Source organism: Mesorhizobium sp. P160927 (assembly GCF_057766385.1).
Genome location: NZ_JBYMDW010000001.1, coordinates 872,443 through 897,223 on the forward strand (window position 1 = coordinate 872,443; position 24,781 = coordinate 897,223).

The following is a 24,781-nucleotide window of genomic DNA, read 5'->3' on the forward strand; positions in this document are numbered from 1 at the left end:
GTTCTCCACCGCGCCAGTGCCGCGTCCCTTGGCCCATCTCTCCCGGCTTTATCCGCAAGCCGGTATCGGCTAAGGGCAGGCAACCAAACAATCTGCCCGGACTTTCGCCCAAAATGACCGCCAAGACCAAGCCCGCCCCTCTCTTCCTCGGCATCGACACCGGTGGCACCTACACCGATGCCGTGTTGTGGTCCGAGACCGAAGGTCCGCGGGAGGGGCCGAACAAGGGCAAGGTGCTGGCCAAGGCCAAGGCGCTGACCACGCGGCATGATCTGGCCGTCGGCATTTCGGGCGCCGTCGATGCGGTGCTGGAAAAGGCGGGCACCAATCCGGCCGACATCAAACTGGTCTCGATGTCGACGACGCTCGCCACCAATGCGCTGGTCGAGGGCCAGGGCGGCCGCGTGGCGCTGGTCATGATCGGCTTTTCCGAGGCCGATCTTGCCCGCGATGGTTTGAAGACGGCACTCGGCACCGACCCGGTGGTGTTTTGTGCGGGCGGCCATGATGTGCATGGCAGCGCCGCCAAGCTCGACCTGTCCGGATTGGAGGCGATGCTGCCGGAACTCGGCGTGTCGGTGTCCGGCTTTGCCGTATGTGCCTATTTCGCCACCCGCAACCCGGCGCACGAGATCGCCGCCCGCGAGCTGATCCGCGACAGGACCGGCCTGCCGGTCACGGCGAGCCATGAGCTATCGGCCAAGCTCGGCGGTCCGCGCCGGGCGCTCACGACGCTGCTCAATGCCAGGCTGATCTCGATGATCGACCGGCTGGTGGCGGCGACCGAGGGGTTCCTTCAAGCCCGCAACATCGCCGCTCCTTTGATGGTGGTGCGCGGCGATGGCGCGCTGGTTTCGGCGGCGTTTGCCCGCCAGCGGCCGATCGAGACGATCCTCTCCGGTCCCGCCGCCAGCCTGGTCGGCGCCCGCCACATGACCGGGTTCGACAACGCGGTGGTCTCCGACATTGGCGGCACCACCACCGACGTGGCGGTCCTCGATGGCGGCCGGCCGCGGCTCGATCCGGAAGGCGCCACCGTCGGTGGTTTCCGCACCATGGTCGAGGCGGTCGCGATGCGCACTTTCGGCCTCGGCGGCGATTCCGAAGTGATGCTGGAGGATGGCGCGCTCAATCCGAAAATTCTGCTCGGGCCGCGCCGCCTGGTGCCGCTGGCGCTGTCCGGCATGGCGCATGGCGAGGCGGTGACCGCGGAACTCGAACGCCAGTTGCGCGCGCCCAACACAGGCCGCATGGACGGCCGCTTCGCGGTCCGCACCGGCGTGCCGGACAGGCTCGCCGCGGGGCTGACCGCCCCGGAGGCAAAGCTCTACGAAGCAATCGGCGCGACGCCGCTTGCCCTCGACAGGCTGCTGACCTCGAATGCCCAGAATGCCACGCTGAACCGCCTGGTCTCGCGCGGGCTGGTGCATATCTCGGGCTTCACCCCGTCGGACGCCGCGCACGTGCTTTGCAAACAGGCGAACTGGGATGCCGCCGCCGCCCGGCTTGGCGCCGAACTGTTCGCCCGCAGGCGCGATGGCCGGGGCCAGGCGATCGCGGCCTCCCCGCAAGCGATCTCGGAACGGGTGCTCTTGACCCTGACGCGCTGGTCGGCCGAATACATCCTGGAGACCGCTTTTGCCGAGGACGGGCTCGACGGCGCGGCGACGGTGGCGCATGCGCTGGTGCAGCGCGCCGTCGATGCCCACCCCGGCATCGCCCGCCTCAGCGTCGCGCTCGACCGGCCGGTCATTGGGCTCGGCGCTTCGGCGCCGCTGCACTATGCCGGCCTGGCGCCCTTGGTCGGCAATGACTGCGTCGTGCCCCGGGATACCGACGTCGCCAACGCGCTTGGCGCCGTCGTCGGCCAGGTCAGGGTTTCGGCGGAGGCCCGCGTCAGCCAGCCCACGGAAGGCCTGTTCCGGCTTGCCTCGGGTGAGACGGTGCGCGATTTCCTCGACGAGACGGCGGCGATCGCGGCCGCCGAGGCCGATGTGCGGGCGATTGTCGCCCAGCGGGCTCTTGATGCCGGCACCGACAGTGCCGAGATCGACGTGGCGACGGAGTTCCGGGTCTCGACTGTCGAAGCGCAGCGCATGTTCATCGAAGCGCATATCGTGGCGGTGGCCTCGGGCAGGCCGAGGATAGCGGTGTGAGGAGAAGAGCCATCTCCCCCTCGTCGGGAAGATTGGCTAACCGCCCAAAATGCCCCACCTTCACCCTAAGCTGAATTGACCCTGCACCCCCTGACATGCCAAACGCCCCGCAACGCCTTTCATCTGGAGTAGCCTGATGACCGATCGCATCGAGATCGCCGGATTGCGCATTGCCCGCGAGCTGCATGACTTCGTCGTCGACCAGGCTTTGCCCGGCCTCGGCATCGAAGCGGCGCGTTTCTGGGACGGGTTCTCGGTCATCATCCATGATCTGGCACCCAAGAACCGGGCGCTGCTGGCAAAACGCGATGCCATGCAGGAAAAGCTCGATGGTTGGTATCGCGACAATGGCGCGCCCATCGACATGGACGCCTACAAGGCGTTCCTGAAGGTGATCGGTTATCTCGTGCCAGAAGGGCCGGCCTTCAGCGTCTCGACCGACAATGTCGACCCGGAAATCGCGGTCGTGGCCGGACCGCAGCTGGTGGTGCCGGTGATGAACGCGCGCTATGCGCTCAACGCCGCCAATGCACGCTGGGGCTCGCTCTATGACGCGCTCTATGGCACGGACGCCATCCCCGAAACGGATGGCGCCGAGAAGCGCAAGGGCTTCAACCCGGCGCGCGGCGCCAAGGTCATCGCCTGGGCCAAGGATTTTCTCGACCAGTCCGTGCCGCTCACCTCCGCAAAATGGGCAGGGGTCAACGGCCTGTCGGTCGCCAACGGCGCCCTGAAGCTCAGCGCCGGCGCCGGCTCGACGACGCTGGCCGATCCCAGGCAATTCGTCGGCTATCGCGGCGACGCCGCCAATCCGCAAGCCGTGCTCCTGGTGAAAAACGGGCTGCATGTCGAGATCGTCATCGACCGCGACAACCAGATCGGCCGCACCGATCCGGCTGGCATTGCCGACGTCATCCTGGAATCGGCGCTGACCACCATCCAGGACTGCGAGGATTCGGTCGCGGCCGTGGATGCCGAGGACAAGGTCGTCGTCTACCGCAATTGGCTCGGCCTGATGAAGGGCGATCTCGCCGAAGAAATCAGCAAGGGCGGCAAGAGTTTCGTCCGCAAGCTCAACCCCGACCGCGCCTACATCGCCCCAGCCGGCGGCCCGGTGACCGTGCCTGGCCGCTCGTTGATGCTGGTGCGCAATGTCGGCCACCTGATGACCAATCCAGCGATCCTGGACCGCGACGGCAACGAGGTGCCGGAAGGCATCATGGACGCGGCGATGACGGCCCTGATCGCGCTGCACGATGTCGGGCCGAAAGGACGGCGGATGAACTCCCGCGCCGGCTCGATGTATGTCGTGAAACCCAAGATGCATGGCCCGGAGGAGGTCGCCTTCGCCGTCGAGATGTTCGACCGTGTCGAAGCCCTGCTCGGCATGGCCCAGAACACCATCAAGATGGGCATCATGGACGAGGAGCGGCGCACCACAATCAACCTCAAGGAAGCGATCCGCGCCGCGAAGGAGCGCGTGGTGTTCATCAACACCGGCTTCCTCGATCGCACCGGCGACGAGATCCACACCTCGATGGAAGCCGGCCCGATGATCCGCAAGGGGGACATGAAACAGGCCGCCTGGATTTCCGCCTATGAGGCCTGGAACGTCGACACGGGCTTGGAATGCGGGCTCGCCGGCCATGCCCAGATCGGCAAGGGCATGTGGGCGATGCCCGATTTGATGGCCGCGATGCTGGCCGAGAAGATCGCCCACCCCAGGGCCGGCGCCAACACCGCCTGGGTACCGTCGCCAACGGCGGCGACGCTGCACGCCACGCACTATCACAAGGTCGATGTCCATGCGGTTCAGGCCGCGCTGAGGACCCGCCCGAAGGCGAAGCTCGACGACGTATTGTCGGTGCCGGTGGCCGTGCGGCCCAACTGGACGCCCGACGAGATCCAGCGCGAACTCGACAACAACGCGCAAGGCATTCTGGGCTATGTCGTGCGCTGGATCGACCAGGGCGTCGGCTGCTCCAAGGTTCCCGACATCAACGATGTCGGGCTGATGGAAGACCGCGCCACGCTGCGCATCTCCTCGCAGCACATCGCCAACTGGCTGCGCCATAAGGTCTGCTCGGAAATCCAGGTGATGGATTCCTTGCGGCGCATGGCGGCAATCGTCGATCTGCAGAACGTCGGCGACCCGCTCTACCGGCCGATGGCCGCCGACTTCGAAAAGTCGATCGCCTTCCAGGCCGCCTGCGACCTGGTGTTCAAGGGAACAAGCCAGCCCAACGGTTACACCGAGCCGGTGCTGCACAAGCGCAGGCTGGAGCTGAAGGCCCATCAAGGGTAGGACGATGTCGCGTTGAAAGAGTTTGGAGCGCCGACTGGATGTCGCCGGTCCGCGTCGGCGAAGACGGCGGCGTCAGCCCAGCGGCAATGTCGTGCCGAAGGCGGCAGGCTCTTATGGCTGGATACGGTTCCTTTGCTTTTTTCAGCTAGTGCTGGCTGGAAGGCTACGGAGCATTGGCATGGCCAACACGATGGCGATCGAAAAGAAACTGTTGAATTCCGTCCATGACCGGGCGGTTTTCCAGCGCCGCGTGCGCATCCTGTCTCAGCGGCTGGCCGACGAACTGGGCCCGGCCGGCACCGTTCTCGATCTTGGCTGCGGCGACGGCTCCATCGCCAAGGCGATCATGGAAAAAAAGCCGGGGCTGACGTTTCGCGGCATTGACGTGCTGATCAGGCCGCAAACCCATATCCCGGTCGAACTGTTCGATGGCGGCACCATTCCCGCCGCGAATGGCTCCTATGACTGGGTGACGATCGTCGATGTACTGCATCATGCCGACCACCCGGGCCATCTCGTGCGCGAGGCGGCCCGCGTGGCGCGCAAGGGCGTTGTCATCAAGGATCACCTGCGCGAAGGCTTCGCGGCCTACCAGACGCTTCGTTTCATGGATTGGGTGGGCAACAAGGGGCACAATGTCCGCCTGCCTTACAACTATCTCTCCAAGGCGGAGTGGGACGCCGTTTTTGCCGCCGCGGGTATCACACCCCGCACCTGGCGTGAGAAGCTGTCGCTCTATCCGTTCCCGGCCAGCGTGTTTTTCGACCGTCGCCTGCATTTCATCTCGACCTTGCGATAGGCAAGGCGGACCGGCTGTTGACAGCTTCATTGACGGGCGCCGTGAAGGTGGGGTGCATGCGTGTGCTGCCGCGGGCAGGCCCTACGCCGCCTGCGCCACGCGCTCCGAACTCATGCGATAGGAAATTGCTTCGGCCAGATGGATGCGGCCGACAGCTTCGCTGGCGTCGAGATCGGCGAGCGTGCGCGCCACTTTGAGCACCCGGTGGTAGGCCCGCGCCGAAAAGGCGAGTTTTTCGCTGGCATCCTTGAGCAGCGACAGGCCGGCGGCGTCCGGCATGGCGATCGTTTCGATGACGGCTGGAGAACAATGCGCGTTGGTGGTGGCGCTGTTGACGCCGAGCCGCTCGAAACGCTCACGCTGAATGGTGCGGGCACGCGCCACCCGCAGCGCCACGTCGGCGCTCTTTTCCGCCCGGTCGGGCCGGATCAGGTCGCTGGCCGAGACCGCCGGCACTTCGATCCTGAGATCGATGCGGTCGAGCAGCGGACCTGAAATACGCGCCTGGTAATCGGTGCGGCAACGGTCGCCGCGCAGGCAGCGATAACCCGGTTCGCCGGCCATGCCGCAGCGGCACGGGTTCATTGCCGCCACTAGCTGGATGCGGGCCGGATAGGTGACGCGATGGTTGGCCCGTGCGATCATGCAGTCGCCGGTTTCAAGCGGCTGGCGCAGCGCATCGAGCGTCTGCGGCGTGAATTCGGGAAACTCGTCGAGGAACAGCACGCCGTGATGGGCAAGCGACACCTCGCCCGGCCGCGCGCGCAGGCCGCCGCCCACCATCGCCGCCATCGAGGCCGAATGGTGCGGGGCGCGGAACGGCCGCCGGTCGGTCAGCTTGCCTTCGCCGAGTTCGCCGGCCACCGAGGCGATCATCGAGACTTCGAGCAGTTCCTTCGGCGCCAGCGGCGGCAGGATCGACGGCAGGCGCTGCGCCAGCATCGATTTGCCCGAGCCTGGCGGACCGATCATGAGCAGATTGTGCCCGCCGGCGGCCGCCACTTCCAGAGCCCGCTTCGCTGTCTCCTGGCCCTTGATGTCGGCAAGGTCGGGCAGGTCGCGTGCCGCCGCGCGGATGCCGGCCTCCGGGCGCGACAGCACCTGCGTGCCGCGGAAATGATTGGCGATCGCAATCAGGCTGCGCGGCGCGAGAATGTCGAATTCCCGCCCTGCCCAGGCTGCTTCCGGCCCGCAAGCGAAGGGGCAGATCAGCCCTTTGCCTTCGCCATTGGCGCCGATTGCCGCCGGCAAGGCACCGGCAACGGCGGTGATCGTACCGTCGAGCGATAGTTCGCCCAGCACGACATAGCCAGCCAGCATGTCGCCCGGAATGGCGCCAAGGGCCGCCATCAAGCCGAGAGCGATCGGCAGATCGTAGTGGCTGCCTTCCTTCGGCAGATCGGCGGGCGCCAGGTTGACGGTCACCTTCTTCGACGGCATCGACAGGCCCGACGCATGCAATGCCGCCTGCACCCGCTCGCGGCTTTCCGCCACCGCCTTGTCTGGCAGGCCGACGATATGCATGTTGACCTTGCCGGGCGCGATCATCACCTGCACATCGACCGGCACCGCCTCGATGCCCTGGAAAGCGACCGTACGAACCCGCGCCACCATTGTCTGCCCCCGATGCCGGCTCGCCCTTGCCCTTGTGAACGGGCCGCGAGTGACGTCAACGCAAGACAACCACGGATTTCAGCCCAAGGCAAGAACATTACAGGAACAAAGTAGAGTAAACGCATGGCTCGCGCCCGATCATGACGGCCTCATCGCCAAGAAGGTGTTCCAGCCCTGCTCATTTCTACCGATGCGGAAGCTGTGGCTGAGAAGCTCCATGCCGGCGGCCTCGATGCGCGCCGCGAAGGCGTCCCTACGCCAGTCGACGCTATGGTACTTGCCACCCGTTTCGCCGTCACCATCTCGCATCGAGACGACGAAGGCACCGCCTTGGCGCAACGAACGCGCAATCTTCTCCAGAACTTGGTCGATCTGGTCGCGAGGCACATGGATCAGCACGGCGAGCGCCACCACCGCGTCGTAGGGACCGCCAAGCTCGTCGGTGATCACGTCGAGGAGTTCGCCTGCCTTGCCGCGCGCGGCCTGCAGTTCGAGAAAGCGTCGTGTGGCGTCGGTCCGCCGGACCTCGACCCCAAGGGCCTCCAGGAAGTCCGCGTCGCGGCCCGGGCCGGATCCGATTTCCAGGATGCGGCCGCCCGCTCCGGCGATCGCCGCGGCGCGCTCGAGCGCGGCCCTGGTCTCGTCATAATGGACCGCATAGTCCTCATCCGACTCTATCGTCCGACGGCTTTGGGCCAGAACCTCTGCCGGTATCTTCATCGTGTTCTCCCATCGGTGTGTGTCTGACGGATTTGGTCAAATCGAGAACATCACGCGAACTGGCAGTTTGCGCCGGTTGCAGCCGGGTGGCGTCCGGTTGCAAAAGCGGAACATGGTTAATACAAAATGAAAACGGAAAACAGGGCCGCGAAGCATGATCGCGGAATGGCGGTTGTGCCGCCATTCATCGTCGGGCTCGGTATCTAGCTCTTCGTTTCGTTAGACCGGTGTCACGGCGAGGGATGTGCGGTGACGTTTGGCGTCGCCGCTTTTTTTGGATATTGGCGCAGCCATCAGCACGGTTGTCAGCCTGATAGCGTTGGCCGTTGCCATACTCAACCGGCTGCCTGATTAGGATCTGTGAAAGAGGCTTGCGCCTACTGCCGCTTTTCCTCCACGCAATCCCAGAACAGGCTGGCGATGTCGGCGCCGCCGAAGCGCTTGACCTCGCGCACGCCGGTCGGCGAGGTGACGTTGATCTCGGTCATGTAGTCGCCGATGACGTCGATGCCGACCAGGATGAAGCCGCGCTCTTTCAGCGACGGCCCGATGCGGGCACAGATCTCTCGCTCGCGTGTCGTCAACTCGGTCTTTTCGGCGCGGCCGCCGACATGCATGTTGGAGCGGGAATCGTGCTCGGCCGGCACCCTGTTGATGGCGCCGACCGGCTCGCCGTCGATCAGAATGATGCGTTTGTCGCCCTTGCGCACGTCCTTCAGGTAACGCTGCACGATATAGGGCTCGCGAAACATCTGGCCGAACATTTCGAGCAGCGAGGCGAGATTGCGGTCGGCTTCCAGCATATGGAAGATCCCGGCGCCGCCATTCCCGTAGAGCGGCTTGACGATGATGTCGCCGAACTCCTTGCGGAAGGCGGCGACTTCGAGCGGATCCTTGGTGATCAGCGTATCTGGCATCAGGTCCGGGAACTCGGTGACGAAAATCTTTTCCGGGCTGTTACGCACCCAGGCCGGGTCGTTGACGACCAGCGTCTTTGGATGGATGCGCTCGAGGATGTGGGTCGTGGTGATGTAGTTCATGTCGAAGGGTGGGTCCTGGCGCAGCAGGACGACGTCCATTTCGGACAAGTCGGTGCGCACCTTTTCGCCCAGCGAATAGTGGCTGCCCTTTTCGTCGCGCACCGTCATCTCCTCGACGCGGGCAAACACCTTGCCGTCGCGCATCGACAGCCGGTCGGGCGTGTAGTGGAACAGCTGATGGCCGCGCCGCTGCGCCTCCAGCGACAGGGCGAACGAGGTGTCGCCGGCGATCGACACGGTGGAGACATGGTCCATCTGGACGGCGATTTTCAACTTCATGGCAGGTCCCCAGCGTAGTCGACGCAAGCGATATAAGCGTCGCGGCGCGTTCTGCCAATCGCGACGTTTTGAACATTGGGATCAGCAAGGCGCGTCTGCCGGTTGCAGACAAGACGAGGACTGACGTCATCGCTTTCTTAAGCCTTGCCGTGCGACGGTAAGCTCCGAATGCAGCGGCCGACCTGACGCAGCGCCGGGCACCCGATGGAACGACGATCATGAACGCGCTCACTGCCGTCCGCGCAGCCTCGACCCAGCAGCTCGAACTCACCATCCTGATGCCATGCCTTAACGAGGCCGAGACGCTCGCCGTCTGCATCGGCAAGGCCAGGGCGTTTCTGGACCGATCCGGCATAGCGGGTGAGGTATTGATATCAGACAATGGCAGCACCGACGGCTCGCGGGAGATCGCCGCGCAGGGCGGTGCTCGTGTCGTCCCGGTGGCGCAGAAGGGCTATGGCGCGGCGCTTCTGGGCGGCATCGCCGCCGCCAGGGGTCGCTTCATCATCATGGGCGACGCCGATGACAGCTATGATTTCGGTGCACTGGAGGCATTCGTGGCGCGGCTGCGCGGCGGCGCCGATCTGGTCATGGGCAACCGCTTCCGGGGTGGCATAGAGGCTGGCGCCATGCCGCCCCTGCACCGCTATCTCGGCAATCCGGTGCTAAGTTTCGTCGGCCGCCTGTTCTTCCGCATCAAGACCGGGGATTTCCACTGCGGTCTGCGCGGCTTCAACGCGGACAGCATCAGGAAGCTCGATCTGCAGACCACCGGGATGGAATTCGCAAGCGAAATGGTGGTGCGCAGCGCGCTTGCCGGCCTGCGTATCGAGGAAGTGCCGACCACGCTCAAGCCCGACGGCCGCGGCCGGCCGCCGCATCTCAGGACCTGGCGCGACGGCTGGCGGCACCTCAAATTCCTGCTGGTCTACAATCCGCGCTGGATGTTCTTCATTCCAGGCGCGGTGCTTTCAGGCCTCGGCACGCTGTTCGCGGCGCTGCTGGTGTTCGGCCCCTTGCGGGTGGTCGACAATCTTTCGCTCGATCTCAACACCTTCGTCGCCGCCTGTTTCATGATCGTCACCGGCATCCAGCTCATCACCTTCGGTGCCATTTCGCGATACTATGCCGAAATTACCGGCATCCTGCCGCGAAGCCGCGGGTCGGACTGGCTGACCAGGACCATCAGCACCGACCGTCTCGCCGCCAATGCCGGCATTTGCTTTGCCGCCGGCTTCCTGTTCTGCCTCTATGCCGTCATGCGCTGGGCCCATCTCAATTTCGGCCCGCTGGACGATTCCGAAATTCCGCGCATCGTCGTGCTCGGGTTGAGCCTGATCGTCATTTCCTTCCAGGCCTTCTTTTCGGCATTCCTGCTCGGTGTCCTGGAAATCCCGGTCAAGCGACTGAAAGCTGGCCTTTCCCAGGAAGCGCCGGCCAGCGAACAGCAATGACCGACGTGCTGCCGGCGCTTGTCCAGGCGCGCCCGTTCCGCTTCATGGTGGTGGGCATCGGTGCGGCGGGATTGTTTTTCGCGCTCTCGTGGCTGCTGGTTTCGCTGGGCGTTTCGCCGTTCGCCGGCAGTGCCATCGCTTATGCAACGGCGTTCGTCATCGCTTATCGGGCGCAACGGGGCTGGACGTTCGGTGCGGAACACGATCACAAGGTCGCGTTCCCGCGCTATCTTACGCTGCAAGCCGGATGCGCCGCTTTTGCCGGCCTTGTCTCGCAGCTGGCGGTGACGCATTTCGGCCTGTCGCCCGTCGCCATGTCGGCGCTGGCGACGGGCGTGACAAGCACCATCAGCTATGTGGTCTCGAGACTGTGGGTGTTTCCGGCGCGCGGCCACGGCAAACTCGGGAAAACCGTGTAGCGGTTGTCCGTCCGGTCGAGCCAAGACCAGGAGTGGTCCAGCGCCTCCGCGACGCACCGTGCTTTACGCTTTGTGAAGCGAGAGGCACTAGCCTGTAGTCCCGACCATCGGCCGAAAGTCGCTCCATGACCGCTGCCCATGCCGCGATGCCTTCAAAGCACACCGCCCGTCCCTCCTGGCGGGCGGACATGCTGGCGGCGCTCCTCGCGGCCCTGGTGCCGCTCCTGGTCTATGCCATCGCCGGATTTCCACAACTGGCCAACCCGGCGGGCGACAATGACAGCCTGCTGCAGCTGGTCGAAGTCCGCGATCTTCTGGCCGGCCAGGGCTGGTTCGACCTGCACCAGTACAGGATGGGACTGGACGGCGGCTTCGTCATGCATTGGTCGCGGCTGCTCGACGCGCCGCTGGCCCTTGGCGTCCTTGTCATGTCGGCCCTGACAGGCAATGTCGCCCTGGCTGAACAGGTCGTGCAAGTCGCCTGGCCTGCCCTGCTGTTCTGGCTGGCGGTCTTCTTCCTCATCCGCGCCGCTCGCGCTTTCGCCGGCGGCCACGCTGTCCTGCCCGCCGCCGTGGTCGGTGGCGCCGCGCTCTACTACCTCGGCATTTTCTCCCCAGGTTCGCTGGATCATCACAATGTGCAGCTGACGCTGATCCTGGCGAGCCTTGCCTTGCTGCTCGAGGCTCCCTTGCTCCGGCCGGCCGCCTTGCTTTCGGGCATCTGCGCCACGCTGAGCGTGGCCATCGGCATGGAAAGCGCTCCCTACGCCGGCACCCTTGGCGCCGCTGTCGCGCTGCTGTTTCTTGGCGATAGTGCTCGGGAAAGGCTGACCGCGAGGGATTTTGGCCTCGGCGTCGCCGCTGTTTCGGCTCTCGTCTTCGTCGCCACCGTCCCGGCATCCGCATGGACCCAGGCACAGTGCGATACATTTTCGATTGTTCAGTTCGCCTTCGCCGGACTTGCCGGCGCGGGGCTGGCGATCATCGCCTCGTGGAAGGCCGCCAGTGCGACCGTCGCCGGCCGCCTGGCCTCGCTCGGCCTGCTTGGGCTAGCCCTTGCCGCTGTCGTCGTATTCCTGTTCCCGCAATGCCTGGCCTCGCCCTATGCCAACCTCAATCCGCGCCTCAAGGAGATATGGCTCAGCCATATCGACGAGGCGCAGCCGATTTTCCAGATCGTCACCCATGATCCGGCCAGGGCGGTGGCCCGGTTTGCCACCCCGCTGGTGGCCATCATCCTGATGGCGCTCCGTATCGGCCATGGCTGGCGTCGGCAGGACAGCCTTGTCGGCTCGCTGCTGGTGGTGGCGTTCCTGGTCAGTGCCTGGGAAGTTCGCGGCTCGACCTTCTCCATCGCCTTCGCGGTGATCCCGCTTGCGGCATGGATCGCCCGCTGGCGCCAGCGTGCGCAAACCAGTCCGTCCAACGGCGCCGCACTCAGGATGGCCGCGGCCTGGCTGATCTCTGTAAATGCAATCTGGGCAGGCGCTGCCGGGGCGGCGTCTAGTGCTTTCCAAACCGACGCGGCGGCCACCAGTGCCAAGGCCGACGATGCGGCTTGCCTTGGCAAGGCCTCGTTCGCGGCGCTCGGCCGGATGCAGGCCACGACAGTCCTTTCGCTGTCCAACCTCGGCTCACCGATTCTGGCCTTTACCAGTCATCGCGTGCTGGCCGGGCTGTACCACCGCAATGTCACCGGAAATCTGGTTGCACTGGATGCCTGGCTGGGCTCGGAGGCGGACGCCAAAACCGTCATCGAAAGCCGCCATGTCGGCCTTGTCGCGCTCTGCCGTGGCAATGCGGAAAGCCACCTGCTCCTGGCCAGGGCACCGGAGGGGTTCCTCGCCAGGTTGATGAGCGGCGATGTGCCGAACTGGCTGGAGCCGGTGGCACAAACCCGAGGTGCCCCGCTGGAGCTTTATCGCGTCAAACCAAAGGGCTGAAAATCCAAGTGTTTGACGCATCTTTTAGCCGGCTTCGCGACGGTGTCGCGGCGAAAGCCGGACCCCATTTTTCGGGATCGTGCTCCGGCCACGAAAATCGGTCAGTGGGATACGTTTCCTAAAGGGTTTGCTGCCAGTCTGGAAATAAATTCCGACGACAAAAGCAGGGACGAACAGGGACACCGATGCAAACTCCGTTTGGCACCGGTCAGGCAAACAGGGAAAGCACGGATCTGGCGTTCACCGATCCGTTGACCGGGCTTGGCAATCATCGCCGCTTCTTCGACAAGGTCGATCGCCTGATCAGCGACCGTTCCGACGATCCCGCGCCCTTCACGGTCGGCATTCTCGACCTCGACGGCTTCAAGCCGATCAACGACCTGTTCGGCCACAAGGCCGGCGACGACATCCTGATCCAGGTGGCGATGCGGCTGCGCGCCTCGATGGACGGCCATTCGACGGTCTGCCGCATCGGCGCCGACGAATTCGCCTTCCTCTACCCGCTGGTGTTCTCGGAGGAGGCGGCGGCGGAAAAATCCCGTATGCTGATCGAGATCCTGTCGGCGCCCTACGATGTCGGCGAGCGCACCGCCAGGCTCTCGGCCTCGGTCGGATGCTCATTGTTCTATTCCGGCGACGAGACTACCGAGATCCTCATCAACAAGGCCGAAACGGCGCTTTACCATGCCAAGCGCTCCGGCCGCGGCCGCGTCGTCGTCTATACCCGCGAGATGGAGGAAGCCGCCAAGCGCGTCACCCGCATCGAGCAGGCGCTGCGCCGCGCCGTCTCGGCCGGCGAGGTGGAGCCGCATTTCCAGCCGATCGTCGATCTCACCACGCGCCGCACGATCGGCTTCGAGACGCTGGCGCGCTGGACAGACCGCGACCTCGGCGCGGTGCCGCCGACCGTCTTCATCCCCATCGCCGAGGAGCGCGGCATCATCGGCCCGCTGTCGCAGCTCGTGCTGCGCAAGGCCACCGAGGCCGCCAGGAGCTGGCCGAAAGACCTGTTCCTGTCCTTCAACCTGTCGCCTTCGCAGCTCGTCGACCAGAACACCGGCCTGCACATATTGGCGATCCTCGACCGCACCGGCTTCGATCCGCGCCGGCTGGAGATCGAGATCACCGAGACCGGCCTGATGAACGACCCGGCCTCGGCCGCGCAGATCGTCGAGGATCTGCGCCGCGTCGGCATACGTGTCTCGCTCGACGATTTCGGCACCGGCCAGTCCTCGCTCGGCCGCCTGCGCGAGTTCCATTTCGACAAGCTCAAGATCGACCGCGCCTTCGTCTCCTCCATTCTCGATGACCGGCCGTCCGAACACATCATCCGCGCCATTCTCGCCATGTGCGAAGGGCTTGGCATGGACGTCGTCGCAGAAGGCATCGAAGAGGAAGCGCAGGCCGACCGGCTGGTCCAGTTTGGTTGCGCCGGCGGGCAGGGCTATCTGTTCGGCAAGCCGGCCGATGCCGACGCCACATTGGGCTATCTCCGGGATTCCTTCCGTGGCGCCTTGCGCGCCAAGGCGATCTGAGCGGCAGGTTTCGGCGCTGCCCGCCATGCGGCGATGCCTCCTGGCGGGTCAAGCGCGGGCGCGATCGCCTTTTTGTCAGACATAAGCCCGGAAATCAGTCTTTTCGCCCTTGCCCGCCGGACGTGTCTGGCTAGGATGCGCGCCGGTTGACCCGGAGACGAAAAATCATGATGCCATCGGCGTATTTTGCCGACCTCGAAGGCGCTTCGGTGCTGATCACCGGCGGCGGCTCCGGCATCGGTGCGGCGCTGACCGAAGGGTTCATGCGCCAGGGCGCCAAGGTCGCCTTCATCGACATCGCCGATGCGCCCAGCACGGCGCTTGCCGATCGCATCGAGAAGGAGGTCGGCCATCGTCCGCTCTATCTCAAGACCGATCTGCGCGACGTCGAGGCTTTGCGGGCGTCGGCCGTGAAGGCAGCCGAGGCGCATGGCGACCCCACGGTGCTGGTCAACAACGCCGCCTGGGACGAACGTCATGCCGTCGAGGATGTCACCGTCGAGTTCTGGGACAACAACCTTGCCATCAACCTGCGGCCGCATTTCTTCACCGCGCAGGCCGTGGCACCAGGCATGAAGCGTGCCGGCGGCGGCTCGATCATCAATTTTACCTCGACCTCCTATCTGATCAACCATCCCGACATGCCGGCCTATACCGCCGCCAAGGCGGGCATACTCGGCCTCACCAAGGGTCTGGCCGGCAAGCTTGGCCCCGACCGCATCCGCGTCAACGCCGTCGCGCCCGGCTGGGTGATCACCGAGCGGCAGCAACAGCGCTGGGTCACCGAACAGGCGCTTGCCGCCCATGTCGCCAAGCAGTGCATCAGGGACGTCATGCGGCCGGACGATATGATCGGCACGGTCCTGTTCCTGGCCTCGGATGCCTCGCGCATGCTGACCGCGCAGATGCTGGTCGTCGATGGAGGTTTCCTGTGAGCCCGGAGTTTGCCAGCAGCGTGCCGGCAGTCGCGGCGCTCGATTGGGGCACGACCCGCCTTCGGGCCTGGCTGATCGACGGCGTCGGCAAGGTGCTTGCGGAGCGTCGCGGCGACGATGGCCTGATCACCGCGCGCGAAAAGGGCTTCGCCAACGTTCTGGAGGGCCATCTGGCAGCGATGGGCGCGCCGGAGGAATTGCCCGTCATCATCTGCGGCATGGCCGGCTCCCGCCAGGGTTGGCTGGAGGCACCCTATGTCGGCGTGCCGTCGCCGCTCGGCGCCATTCTCGGCGGCGCCGCTAGGGTGCCCGGGCAGAAGCGCGACATCCGCATCATTCCCGGCCTCGCCCAGCGTCTGGCCGACGCGCCCGATGTCATGCGCGGCGAGGAGACGCAGCTTGCAGGCGCCGGCCTGCCGGCCAAGGGCCGCGAATTGGTCTGCATGCCCGGCACGCATTCGAAATGGGTTCTGGTGGAGGACGGCGCCGTCGCCGGCTTCGGCACCTGGCCGACGGGCGAGCTGTTTTCCGTGCTTGCCGCGCACTCGATCCTGCGCCACTCGCTGGGTGAACATCCGGGCCCGGTTGCTCCAGACAATCCGTTCTTCCGCCGCTGGTGCGAAACAGCGCTAGGCGATGGCGGCGACGTCACCTCTCGGCTGTTTGCCATCCGCGCCGCTGGCCTGCTCCAGGACCTCGAGGCCGATGATGCGGCCGCCTGCCTGTCCGGCTTGCTGATCGGCGGCGAGATCGCTTCTGCCCGGCGCCGGCATGGCGCCGGCGCGACATCGGTCGTGCTGATTGCCTCGGGCGCGCTGGCCGGGCTCTACCAGGCCGCCCTCGGCCTTGCCGGGCTTGGTGTGCGGACAGTCGACGCGGACGAGGCTGTACGCGCCGGTCTCATCGAGGCCGCGCGGGAGAATGGCATGATTACCAGAAGCGGAGCCGCCATATGACCGAGACCGCACCCTTTCCAAAACTCAAGCGCGGCCTGGTCGCTATCTTGCGCGGCCTCAAGGCAAGCGAGGCGATCGCCATCGGCCAGGCATTGTTCGATGCCGGCATCGAGGCCATCGAGGTGCCGCTCAATTCGCCCCAGCCGTTTTCGTCGATCGCCAGGCTTGTTCAAGTGCTGCCGAAGACAGCTTTGGTCGGCGCCGGCACGGTGCTGACGGCGGCCGACGTCGACAGTCTTCACGCGGCCGGCGGACGACTGCTGGTCAGCCCCAACATCGATGCCGAGGTGATGGGCCGCGCCGCGCGTTACGGCATGGTCACCATGCCTGGCGTGTTCACCCCGACCGAAGCCTTCCAGGCGATCCGGCTCGGCGCCTCGGCGCTGAAATTCTTTCCGGCCAGCGTGCTCGGCGCATCGGGCATTTCCGCGATCCGGGCGGTGCTGCCGGCGCAGACGCTGGTCGGCGCGGTCGGTGGTGTTTCGGAAAAGGACTTTGCCGGGTACAAGGCGGTTGGCGTGACGGTCTTCGGGCTTGGCTCCAGCCTGTTCAAGCCAGGCATGAGCGTCGATGATGTGGCGGCGCGCGCCTACGCAGCCGTCACTGCCTGGGATGAGGTATTCGGAGAAGCATGATGAGTGAACCGATCGTTGCCGTCTTTTCCGATCATGTCTGTCAGCTCGGCGAAGGGCCAAGTTACGATCCCGGCACGGATGCGCTGTTCTGGTTCGACATTGTCAACAGCCGGCTCATGGAAAAGCCCTTGGCGGGCGGTGCGCTGAAAATCCACGAGCTTGGCCAGATGGCAAGCGCGATCGCCATCATCGATGACAAGCGACAGCTGATCGCCACCGAAACCGGGCTTTTTGTCCGCGACGTCGCCACCGGCGCAATGACGCTGCACACCGCCATCGAGGCCGACAACCCGGTCACCCGTTCCAACGATTCCCGCGTCCATCCCTGCGGTGCCTTGTGGGTCGGTACCATGGGCAAGGGCGAGGAGAAGGGCGCGGGCTCGATTTACTGGTTTTTCAAAGGCGAACTGCGCCGCCTGTTTTCGGATATTACCGTGTCCAACTCGATCTGCTTTTCATCCGACGGCGCGCTTGCCCACTACACCGACACCTCGACCGGATTGCTGATGCGCGTTGCCTGCGATCCGGCGACCGGCTTGCCCGTCGGCGAGCCGAAGATCTTCGTCGATCACCGCTCGGCCAAGGGCTATATCGACGGTTCGGTGCTCGACCGCGACGGCATCCTGTGGAACGCCGTCTGGGGTGGCAGCGTCCTCGAGGCCTATGGGCCGGACGGCAAGCTCGTCCGCACGGTCGCCATGCCGGTGACGCAGCCATCCTGTCCGGCCTTCGTCGGCAGGAATGCCGATCGGCTGGCCGTGACCTCGGCCTGGTCGGGCAAGAATGAAAAGCAGCGTCTGCTCGACCTGCAGGGCGGCATGACCTTCCTGATCGATATTCCTGTCAATGGCCGCCTGGAACCGCGCGTCCTGATCGCCTGACTTTGCCGGGCCACGGGGCCACGGTTCTCAATCCCGGCGCTGTCACGCAGGCGTCCGGCGCGCGTCGATTTCGCGAAAGCCGATTGCGCGGGCCGTGCGATGGTAGGCCATCGCACTGTCGAGAACCTGCCACATCATGCCAATGCACAAGCCGAAACTCATCCTTGTCCACGAACCCGAAAAGGTGTGTTTCGACCGCTTGCTCGCCGACGGTCATGCATCGCAGCGTGCCGCCGAAATCTCGTCCTATCTGGCCCAGTCGACCGATCTCGCTCTCGAATTCGATGCGCTGGCCGCCGCCTGCGAGGCGCGCGGCCTGTCCTTTGCGCCGGTGGTGCTCGACGATGCCGCCAAGGTGCTCGACGGTGAGGATCCGCGAAGCGCGCTGGTCTGGACGCTGACCGACGGCGTCGCCTATTTCCGTGGCGGCGCGGCCCCCGCTTTGGCAAGACTGGGCGGGTTCAACACCATCGGCGCCGACGATTCGCTGTTCGCGCTCTGCCAGGACAAGTTCCGCTCCGGCGCCGTGCTTGGCGCGCTCGGCCTGCCGGTGCCGCGGGCCGGTCTTGCCCGGGATGGCAAATGGCTGGTCGAGGCGCCCGCTTCCGCCGCCGGCTGGTTCGTCAAGCCCAACCGGCTCGGCGCCAAGATCGGCATCTGGCCGGATTCGCGCGTAACCGATCTCGATCACGCCCTGGAGCTTAGCCGGCGTGTTTTCGCCGCCTATCACGACGATGTCGTCGTCCAGCCCTATGTCGCCGGCCGCAACGTCCGCGCCAGCTTCCTTGGGCTGATGCGGGATACCGGCGTCGAAGCGCTCGGCGTCGCTTTTGTCGAGTCGGGAGGTGATTTCCAGACCATGGAAGACAGTTTGGCGCTCTATGGCGGGACCGGCGAAGCGGCAAGGGCGGCGGGCCAATATGCCGAGCCGGTACTGCTCCCGGTTGGCGAAAGTCAGCCGGGCGCTGATGCCGCAATCCGCCGCATCGCGCAAAGGCTGATCACCGGGCTCGGCCTGCGCGACGTGTTTTCCGTCGACCTGCGCGTCGAGGCCGACGACACGGTTCATCTGATCGAGTTCGAGGTCTGTCCCGGCCTGCCATGCTTCGATTTTCGCGCTTATTGCGCCTCGCAATGGGGGCTGAGCCTGGCCGACGCGATGGCTGAAACCGCGGCGAACAGGCTTTCGCGCTAGATACCCTCGACCAAGACGATCTCGCCGTCGGCGACCTTCTGGCGGATGGCGACGGCGCGTCGGTATTCCGGCGAGTGGTAGCAGTCATGCGCGGCGGCCAGCGATTCGAACTCGATAAGCACATTGCGCGCCCGCCCCGGGCCCTCGGCTTTCTCATGCTCGCCGCCACGGGCCAGGAATTTCGCGCCGAAGCGCTCGAAAGCTGGTTTTGCCGCCGCGACGTAGTCCTTGTAGCCTTCCGCGTCACGCACATCGACGCGGGCGATCCAGTATCCCTTGGGCATTCTTTTTCTCCTTCCGTGCCGGCTCGTCAGGCCGATCGCATTTCTTCGAGTATCGCCTCCGCCGCGGCGCGCCGGTTGCTGGCCGCGACGATCGGGCGGGCGACGACAAGATGGCTGGCGCCGTTGCGAATGGCTTGCGCCGGGGTCACCACCCGCTTCTGGTCGCCATGGTCGCTCCCCGCCGGCCGGATGCCGGGCGTCACCACCGCCATGTCCGGGCCGACGATGCGGCGCACCGCTTCGGCTTCCGCGGCCGAGCAGACGATGCCGCCCATACCGGCATGCAGCGCCTGTTCGGACCGCCTCAGCACCAGCGTGTGTGGGTCATATTCATAGCCGACATCGATCATGTCCTGCTCGTCCATCGAGGTCAGCACGCTGACGGCGAGCAGGCAAAGCTCGCTGCCGCGCGCGGCCTCCACCGCCGCCTGCATCGCCTTGGGATAGGCGTGGATGGTCAGCATGGTCATGCCCATCTTGACAATGTTCTCGACGCCCTTGGCCACCGTGTGGTCGATGTCGAGCAGCTTCATGTCGAGGAAGATTTTCGTCCCACCGCTGGCCAGCTCCCTGGCAAAGTCGAGGCCGCCGGCAAAAGCCAGCTGATAGCCGATCTTGTAGAAGGAGACGACGCCGTCGAGCTCGCGCACCGCCTGCTCGGCCTCCTTCACGGTCGGCACGTCGAGGCCGACGATCAATCGCTCCTGCATGGAATGAGGCTGCATGGTTGCGGCGGTCACGCCTCGACCCGGATCGACAGCATGCGCGAGGTTTCGATCAGCGTGCGGCATAGGTGCTCCATCGATTTGTGCAGTCTTTCGTCACGGAAATGGCCGTCCCCGTCGAAGGCGTCGCCACCCTCCGGCACCGAGCATTCCGGTGTCACCACTTCCATCTGGCAGCGCACCAGCACGGCACGCAAATGGTTGATGCAGCGGATGCCGGCGAAGTGCCCGTTGGAGGACGAGCAGAGGCCGGCGATCTTGCCGGCAAGCGGCCTGACCGACCGGCCGCCATCCCGTCGCACCCGGCTCACCCAGTCGATCGTGTTCTTGAGCAGCGGCGGAATCGAACCGTTATATTCGGGCGTCGCGATCAGCAGCCCGTCATGGGCGGCAATCAGCCGCGCCAGCCTCTGGGCGTTTTCAGGAACGCCGTTTTCCTGTTCCAAGTCCTCGTCGAGGATCGGCAAGGGGTAATCGGCAAGCGAAATACGGGTCACCTCGGCACCTTGCACCGCAAGTTCCTTCTGCGCCACGTCGGCGGTCCTGCCGCTATAGGCGCCGCTGCGCACCGAGCCGGCGAAGACGAGGATTTTCGGGATCACTGCCATGGGCCACCCTTGTTCCCGGACAGGTACAGCCGGAGGCCGCGCAAATCAACGCGCCAGCGCGAAAATCGAAAACGACCTGGCGTAAACGCCTGATGGGTGCGTCGAAATTCAGGTCAGGGCGAGTCGAAAATGGCTGATGCCGAGAACCGGAGCGGAGCGTACTTTCGTACGTGAGCACCGGAAGCGCAGGTGTCAGCCATTTGCAGGCCGGCCTCACCTGAATCTCGGCGTATCCTAATGTGCCTCGCGCCGGTAGATCCACAGCTGCGTCGGCGGGATGTTGCGGAAGATGAAGTCGAAATGCTTCACCGTGTAGTTGCCGCGGCCGGCCGGGATCGGCGACATCGGACCATAGGTCAGTTGCACGATCGGCCGTCCGACCGGAATGCGGTCGAGCAGGCTCTCGATATAGGCGATGCGCTGGGCGACCGGGAAATTGAGCAGCGGCACGCCGGAAACAACGCTGTCGAACATCATCCCGCTCCTCTCGCCAAGCGTGGCGTCGAGGTTGAAGGCATCGCCCTCGATGACGTTGACGCCGGGGTAGATCTGGCGCAGGTGGCGCACGAAATCGGTGGAATATTCGACCGCGTAGAGGTTTTCGGGCCGCACGCCCTGGGCGAGGATGGCGCGGGTGATGACACCGGTGCCGGGGCCGACCTCGAGCACCGGCAGGCCGGACTTGGGATTGACGATCGAGGCCATCTTGCGCGCGGTGATCGAACTGGTCGGAACGATCGAGCCGACCGTCTTCGGCTTGTCGATCCAGCCCTTGAAGAATTTGAGTTCGTCGTCGAACTTCTCGGCAAACGCCTTCCGCAGTCCGTGACCACGTGCCATGCAAGCTCTCCTCAGCGCGCCCCTTGAAGCTACTTAACACCTGGATGACGCAAGGCAAGGCGCGGCCTTGCCTATGGCGTGGATAAGATAGTTTTCGTCGCGTCTCAACGCTCGCCGAAAGACTCGAAAAAGTCCTTCATGCGGGCGAAAAAGCCGCTCGATTGGGGGGAATTGTCCTGCGAGGAGAGCTGTTCGAACTCTTCCAGCAATTCGCGCTGGCGACGCGACAGGTTCTGCGGCGTCTCGACCGCGGTCTGGATGTAGAGGTCGCCGACATTGGGCTGGCGCAGCACCGGCATGCCCTTGCCCTTGAGCCTGAACTGGCGTCCGTTCTGCGTACCTTCGGTCACCTTCACCTTGGTCTGCGTGCCGTCGAGCGTCGTCACCTCGAAGGAGCCGCCAAGGGCAGCGGTGGTCATCGAGATCGGCACCTTGCAATAAAGATCGGCGCCGTCGCGCTGGAAGAATTCGTGCGGCTTGACCGCCAGAAAGATATAGAGGTCGCCCGATGGCCCGCCGCGCAGTCCGGCCTCACCCTCGTTGGCCAAGCGGATACGGGTACCGTCCTCGATGCCGGCCGGGATGTTGACCGACAGCGAACGCTCCTCGGTGACACGGCCCTGGCCGGCGCATTTCGGGCAGGGATCCTTGATTGTCTGGCCACGGCCCTGGCATTGCGGGCAGGTCCGCTCGATCGAGAAAAACCCTTGCGTGGCGCGCACCTTGCCGTGGCCGTTGCACATCGAGCAGGTGACCGGCTGGGTGCCCGGCTTGGCGCCGCTGCCGGAGCATTCCGTGCAGGAGATCGAAGCCGGCACGCGGATTTGCGCGGTCTTCCCCGCGAAGGCTTCCTCCAGCGAGATTTCCATGTTGTAGCGCAGGTCGGCGCCGCGCTCGCGGCCACCGGAAGAGCGGCGCTGGCGGCCGCCCATCATGTCGCCGAAAATGTCCTCGAAGATGTCGGCGAAGCCGCCGGCGCCAAAGCCCTGCGCGCCATTCATCCCACCCTGCTCGAAGGCGGCATGGCCGAAACGGTCATAGGCCGCGCGCTTCTGCGGGTCCTTCAGCGTCTCGTAGGCTTCGTTGATTTCCTTGAACTTGTGCTCGCAGGAATGATCGCCGGGGTTGCGGTCGGGATGGAACTGCATGGCGAGCTTGCGAAAAGCGCTCTTGAGCTCCTTCTCGTCGGCGCCCTTTTGCACGCCCAGCGTTTCGTAGAAATCAGCTTTCATTTTTTCCCGCAGTCCGGATGTTCAACGTCTTGATGCAATGTTGCGTCGTTTGCCGGCACGTTGTTTCGATTTAGGAGCGGTGCTGCCCGTATGCTAGGGCCGGCGCGAACTTGTCCGTCGTTTTGAGTGATTTTTTCTGAAGTGCGCGCCACTATTTCAGCAAGGGTTGCAAAAAAGCCCGGCCTTGCGCCGGGCTCTTCGCATTATCCTGCCGTCAGGCTGCTCAGGCCGACTTCTTCTTGTCGTCGTCTTCGTTGATTTCCTCGAAATCGGCGTCGACGACGTCAGAGTCCTTGGCGGCATCCGCCTTGGCGTCGGCTTCCGCCGCTTCCTTCTGCGAGGCCTCGTACATGGCCTGGCCAAGTTTCATGGAAGCTTCGGCAAGCACCTGGCTCTTGGCCTCGATGTCGGCCGGATCGTCGCCCTCGGCAGCGGTCTTCAGCGCTGCGATCGCGTCCGAAATCGCCGTGCGCTCGGCCTCCGAGACCTTGTCGCCATATTCCTTCAGCGACTTCTCGGACGAATGCACCAGGGCTTCGGCCTGATTGCGGGCCTCGACCACGGCGCGACGCTTCTTGTCGGTATCGGCGTTGGCCTCGGCATCCTTGACCATCTTCTCGATGTCGGCGTCGGAAAGTCCACCCGACGCCTGGATGCGGATCTGATGCTCCTTGCCGGTACCCTTGTCCTTGGCCGAGACGTTGACGATGCCGTTGGCGTCGATGTCGAACGTGACCTCGATCTGCGGCACGCCGCGCGGCGCCGGCGGAATGCCGACCAGGTCGAACTGGCCGAGCGCCTTGTTGTCGGCGGCCATTTCACGCTCGCCCTGGAAGACACGGATGGTCACGGCGGACTGACTGTCTTCGGCCGTCGAGAACACCTGGCTCTTCTTGGTCGGGATCGTCGTGTTGCGCTCGATCAGCCGGGTGAACACGCCGCCCAGCGTTTCGATGCCGAGCGACAGCGGCGTCACGTCGAGCAACAGCACGTCCTTGACGTCGCCCTGCAGCACGCCGGCCTGGATGGCGGCACCGAGTGCCACGACCTCATCCGGGTTGACGCCCTTGTGCGGCTCCTTGCCGAAGAACTGCTTCACGATCTCCTGGATCTTGGGCATGCGGGTCATGCCGCCGACCAGGACCACTTCGTCGATCTCGCCAGCCTTCAGGCCGGCATCCTTGAGCGCCGCCTTGCACGGCTCGATGGTGCGCTGGACGAGGTCTTCGACCAGGCTTTCGAACTTGGCGCGCGTCAGCTTCAGCGTCAGGTGCTTCGGTCCGGTCGCGTCGGCGGTGATGAAGGGCAAGTTGATTTCGGTCTGTGTCGTCGACGACAGCTCGATCTTGGCCTTTTCAGCCGCCTCCTTGAGGCGCTGCAGGGCGAGCTTGTCATTCTTCAGGTCGATGCCCTGTTCCTTCTTGAACTCGGCCGCCAGATACTCGACCAGGCGCATGTCGAAGTCCTCGCCGCCGAGGAACGTGTCGCCATTGGTCGACTTCACCTCGAACACGCCGTCGCCGATTTCGAGTACCGAAATGTCGAAGGTGCCGCCGCCAAGGTCATAGACGGCAATGGTTTTGCCTTCCTTCTTGTCGAGGCCATAGGCAAGCGCTGCCGCGGTCGGCTCGTTGATGATGCGCAGCACTTCCAGGCCGGCGATCTTGCCGGCGTCCTTGGTGGCCTGGCGCTGGGCGTCGTTGAAATAGGCCGGAACGGTGATGACCGCCTTCTCGACCTTCTCGCCCAGATAGGCTTCCGCCGTTTCCTTCATCTTCTGCAGGATCATGGCCGAGATCTGCGAGGGCGACTGCTTCTTGCCGCCGGCCTCGACCCAGGCATCGCCATTGTCGCCCTTGACGATCTTGTAGGGGACAAGCTTCTTGTCCTTCTCCGTCACCGGATCGTCATAGCGGCGGCCGATCAGGCGCTTGACCGCGAAGATGGTGTTTTCAGGATTGGTGACCGCCTGGCGCTTGGCCGGCTGGCCGACGAGGCGTTCGCCGTCGCCCGAGATGGCGACGATGGAAGGCGTCGTGCGCGCGCCTTCCGCATTCTCGATTACCTTCGGCTCCTTGCCATCCATGATGGCGATGCACGAGTTGGTGGTGCCGAGATCGATACCGATTACTTTTGCCATTTTTCTAGTCTCTCCGCTAAGCAGGCTCTCAGGACCCGGGTAAGGCGTTCCGACGAAAGCCCCTGTTCACAAGAAATACCGTCCAC

21 protein-coding genes are annotated in these 24,781 nt (G+C 64.8%); 12 read left to right on the plus strand and 9 right to left on the minus strand.

All coding sequences use genetic code 11. From position 1 onward, the window contains the following. Positions 1-113 precede the first annotated feature (113 nt). The 3 genes from AC3CB8_RS04480 to AC3CB8_RS04490 all read left to right on the plus strand — a co-directional run bounded on the left by AC3CB8_RS04480 (position 114) and on the right by AC3CB8_RS04490 (position 5,260). A complete protein-coding gene (locus AC3CB8_RS04480; RefSeq protein WP_352563397.1) occupies positions 114-2,156 on the plus strand; it encodes a hydantoinase/oxoprolinase N-terminal domain-containing protein in 2,043 nt (680 codons plus the stop codon). Between the two features lie 136 nt (positions 2,157-2,292). Further along, positions 2,293-4,461 carry a malate synthase G gene (locus AC3CB8_RS04485; protein ID WP_352563396.1) on the plus strand — a complete coding sequence of 723 codons (2,169 nt, stop codon included), beginning with the start codon at positions 2,293-2,295 and terminating at the stop codon, positions 4,459-4,461. A gap of 178 nt (positions 4,462-4,639) precedes the next feature. Continuing rightward, a complete protein-coding gene (locus AC3CB8_RS04490; protein WP_023781959.1) occupies positions 4,640-5,260 on the plus strand; it encodes a class I SAM-dependent methyltransferase in 621 nt (206 codons plus the stop codon). Positions 5,261-5,341: 81 nt separating this feature from the next. On the opposite strand, the gene AC3CB8_RS04495 is transcribed toward AC3CB8_RS04490, so the two are convergent. The 3 genes from AC3CB8_RS04495 to gshB form a co-directional block, all read right to left on the minus strand. Continuing rightward, positions 5,342-6,874, minus strand: coding sequence for a YifB family Mg chelatase-like AAA ATPase (locus tag AC3CB8_RS04495; RefSeq protein ID WP_352563395.1), 1,533 nt, complete (start codon positions 6,872-6,874; stop codon positions 5,342-5,344). Positions 6,875-7,012: 138 nt separating this feature from the next. After that, the gene (locus AC3CB8_RS04500) at positions 7,013-7,594 is read right to left on the minus strand and encodes a methyltransferase (protein WP_352563394.1); all 582 of its coding nucleotides are present in this window, start codon (positions 7,592-7,594) and stop codon (positions 7,013-7,015) included. Positions 7,595-7,971: 377 nt separating this feature from the next. Then, positions 7,972-8,913, minus strand: coding sequence for a glutathione synthase (gene gshB / locus AC3CB8_RS04505; RefSeq protein ID WP_023781957.1), 942 nt, complete (start codon positions 8,911-8,913; stop codon positions 7,972-7,974). A 218-nt stretch (positions 8,914-9,131) separates the two neighbouring features. On the opposite strand from gshB, the gene AC3CB8_RS04510 reads away from it, so the two are divergent. The 9 genes from AC3CB8_RS04510 (at position 9,132) to AC3CB8_RS04550 (ending at position 18,866) form a co-directional block, all read left to right on the plus strand. Then, complete coding sequence (locus AC3CB8_RS04510) at positions 9,132-10,367, plus strand: glycosyltransferase family 2 protein (protein ID WP_352563393.1); 1,236 nt, start codon at positions 9,132-9,134, stop codon at positions 10,365-10,367. After that, complete coding sequence (locus AC3CB8_RS04515; protein WP_352563392.1) at positions 10,364-10,786, plus strand: GtrA family protein; 423 nt, start codon at positions 10,364-10,366, stop codon at positions 10,784-10,786. The genes AC3CB8_RS04510 and AC3CB8_RS04515 overlap by 4 nt, the downstream gene beginning before the upstream one ends. A gap of 125 nt (positions 10,787-10,911) precedes the next feature. Beyond that, a complete protein-coding gene (locus tag AC3CB8_RS04520; protein ID WP_352563391.1) occupies positions 10,912-12,729 on the plus strand; it encodes a GtrA family protein in 1,818 nt (605 codons plus the stop codon). Positions 12,730-12,914: 185 nt separating this feature from the next. Beyond that, positions 12,915-14,264: a putative bifunctional diguanylate cyclase/phosphodiesterase gene (locus tag AC3CB8_RS04525; protein WP_015314675.1), complete on the plus strand. Its 1,350-nt coding sequence runs from the start codon at positions 12,915-12,917 to the stop codon at positions 14,262-14,264. 167 nt (positions 14,265-14,431) lie between these two features. Beyond that, positions 14,432-15,199 (plus strand): SDR family NAD(P)-dependent oxidoreductase, encoded by a 768-nt coding sequence (locus AC3CB8_RS04530; RefSeq protein ID WP_023772061.1) that lies wholly within the window; start codon positions 14,432-14,434, stop codon positions 15,197-15,199. Continuing rightward, positions 15,196-16,155, plus strand: a complete 960-nt coding sequence (locus AC3CB8_RS04535) for a 2-dehydro-3-deoxygalactonokinase (protein WP_352563388.1) — start codon at positions 15,196-15,198, stop codon at positions 16,153-16,155. The genes AC3CB8_RS04530 and AC3CB8_RS04535 overlap by 4 nt, the downstream gene beginning before the upstream one ends. Then, the gene (locus AC3CB8_RS04540; RefSeq protein ID WP_023772063.1) at positions 16,152-16,790 is read left to right on the plus strand and encodes a 2-dehydro-3-deoxy-6-phosphogalactonate aldolase; all 639 of its coding nucleotides are present in this window, start codon (positions 16,152-16,154) and stop codon (positions 16,788-16,790) included. Before AC3CB8_RS04535 ends, AC3CB8_RS04540 begins: the two co-directional genes overlap by 4 nt. Next, entirely contained in the window at positions 16,790-17,671 is an 882-nt protein-coding gene (locus tag AC3CB8_RS04545) for an SMP-30/gluconolactonase/LRE family protein (RefSeq protein ID WP_352563387.1), read from the plus strand. Before AC3CB8_RS04540 ends, AC3CB8_RS04545 begins: the two co-directional genes overlap by 1 nt. A gap of 136 nt (positions 17,672-17,807) precedes the next feature. Next, entirely contained in the window at positions 17,808-18,866 is a 1,059-nt protein-coding gene (locus AC3CB8_RS04550) for a D-alanine--D-alanine ligase family protein (RefSeq protein WP_352563386.1), read from the plus strand. On the opposite strand, the gene AC3CB8_RS04555 is transcribed toward AC3CB8_RS04550, so the two are convergent. The 6 genes from AC3CB8_RS04555 to dnaK form a co-directional block, all read right to left on the minus strand. Further along, complete coding sequence (locus AC3CB8_RS04555) at positions 18,863-19,150, minus strand: DUF1330 domain-containing protein (RefSeq protein WP_352563385.1); 288 nt, start codon at positions 19,148-19,150, stop codon at positions 18,863-18,865. The two genes, AC3CB8_RS04550 and AC3CB8_RS04555, sit on opposite strands and share 4 nt — an antisense overlap. 26 nt (positions 19,151-19,176) lie before the next feature. Beyond that, the gene (gene pyrF, locus AC3CB8_RS04560) at positions 19,177-19,875 is read right to left on the minus strand and encodes an orotidine-5'-phosphate decarboxylase (RefSeq protein ID WP_031240318.1); all 699 of its coding nucleotides are present in this window, start codon (positions 19,873-19,875) and stop codon (positions 19,177-19,179) included. 11 nt (positions 19,876-19,886) lie between these two features. Then, positions 19,887-20,483: an NADPH-dependent FMN reductase gene (locus tag AC3CB8_RS04565; RefSeq protein ID WP_352594859.1), complete on the minus strand. Its 597-nt coding sequence runs from the start codon at positions 20,481-20,483 to the stop codon at positions 19,887-19,889. 234 nt (positions 20,484-20,717) lie between these two features. Further along, complete coding sequence (pmtA, locus tag AC3CB8_RS04570) at positions 20,718-21,323, minus strand: phospholipid N-methyltransferase PmtA (protein ID WP_023772070.1); 606 nt, start codon at positions 21,321-21,323, stop codon at positions 20,718-20,720. Positions 21,324-21,427: 104 nt separating this feature from the next. Continuing rightward, positions 21,428-22,555, minus strand: coding sequence for a molecular chaperone DnaJ (dnaJ, locus tag AC3CB8_RS04575; RefSeq protein WP_015314665.1), 1,128 nt, complete (start codon positions 22,553-22,555; stop codon positions 21,428-21,430). 223 nt (positions 22,556-22,778) lie between these two features. Next, positions 22,779-24,695 (minus strand): molecular chaperone DnaK, encoded by a 1,917-nt coding sequence (dnaK, locus tag AC3CB8_RS04580; protein ID WP_023772071.1) that lies wholly within the window; start codon positions 24,693-24,695, stop codon positions 22,779-22,781. Positions 24,696-24,781 lie beyond the last annotated feature (86 nt).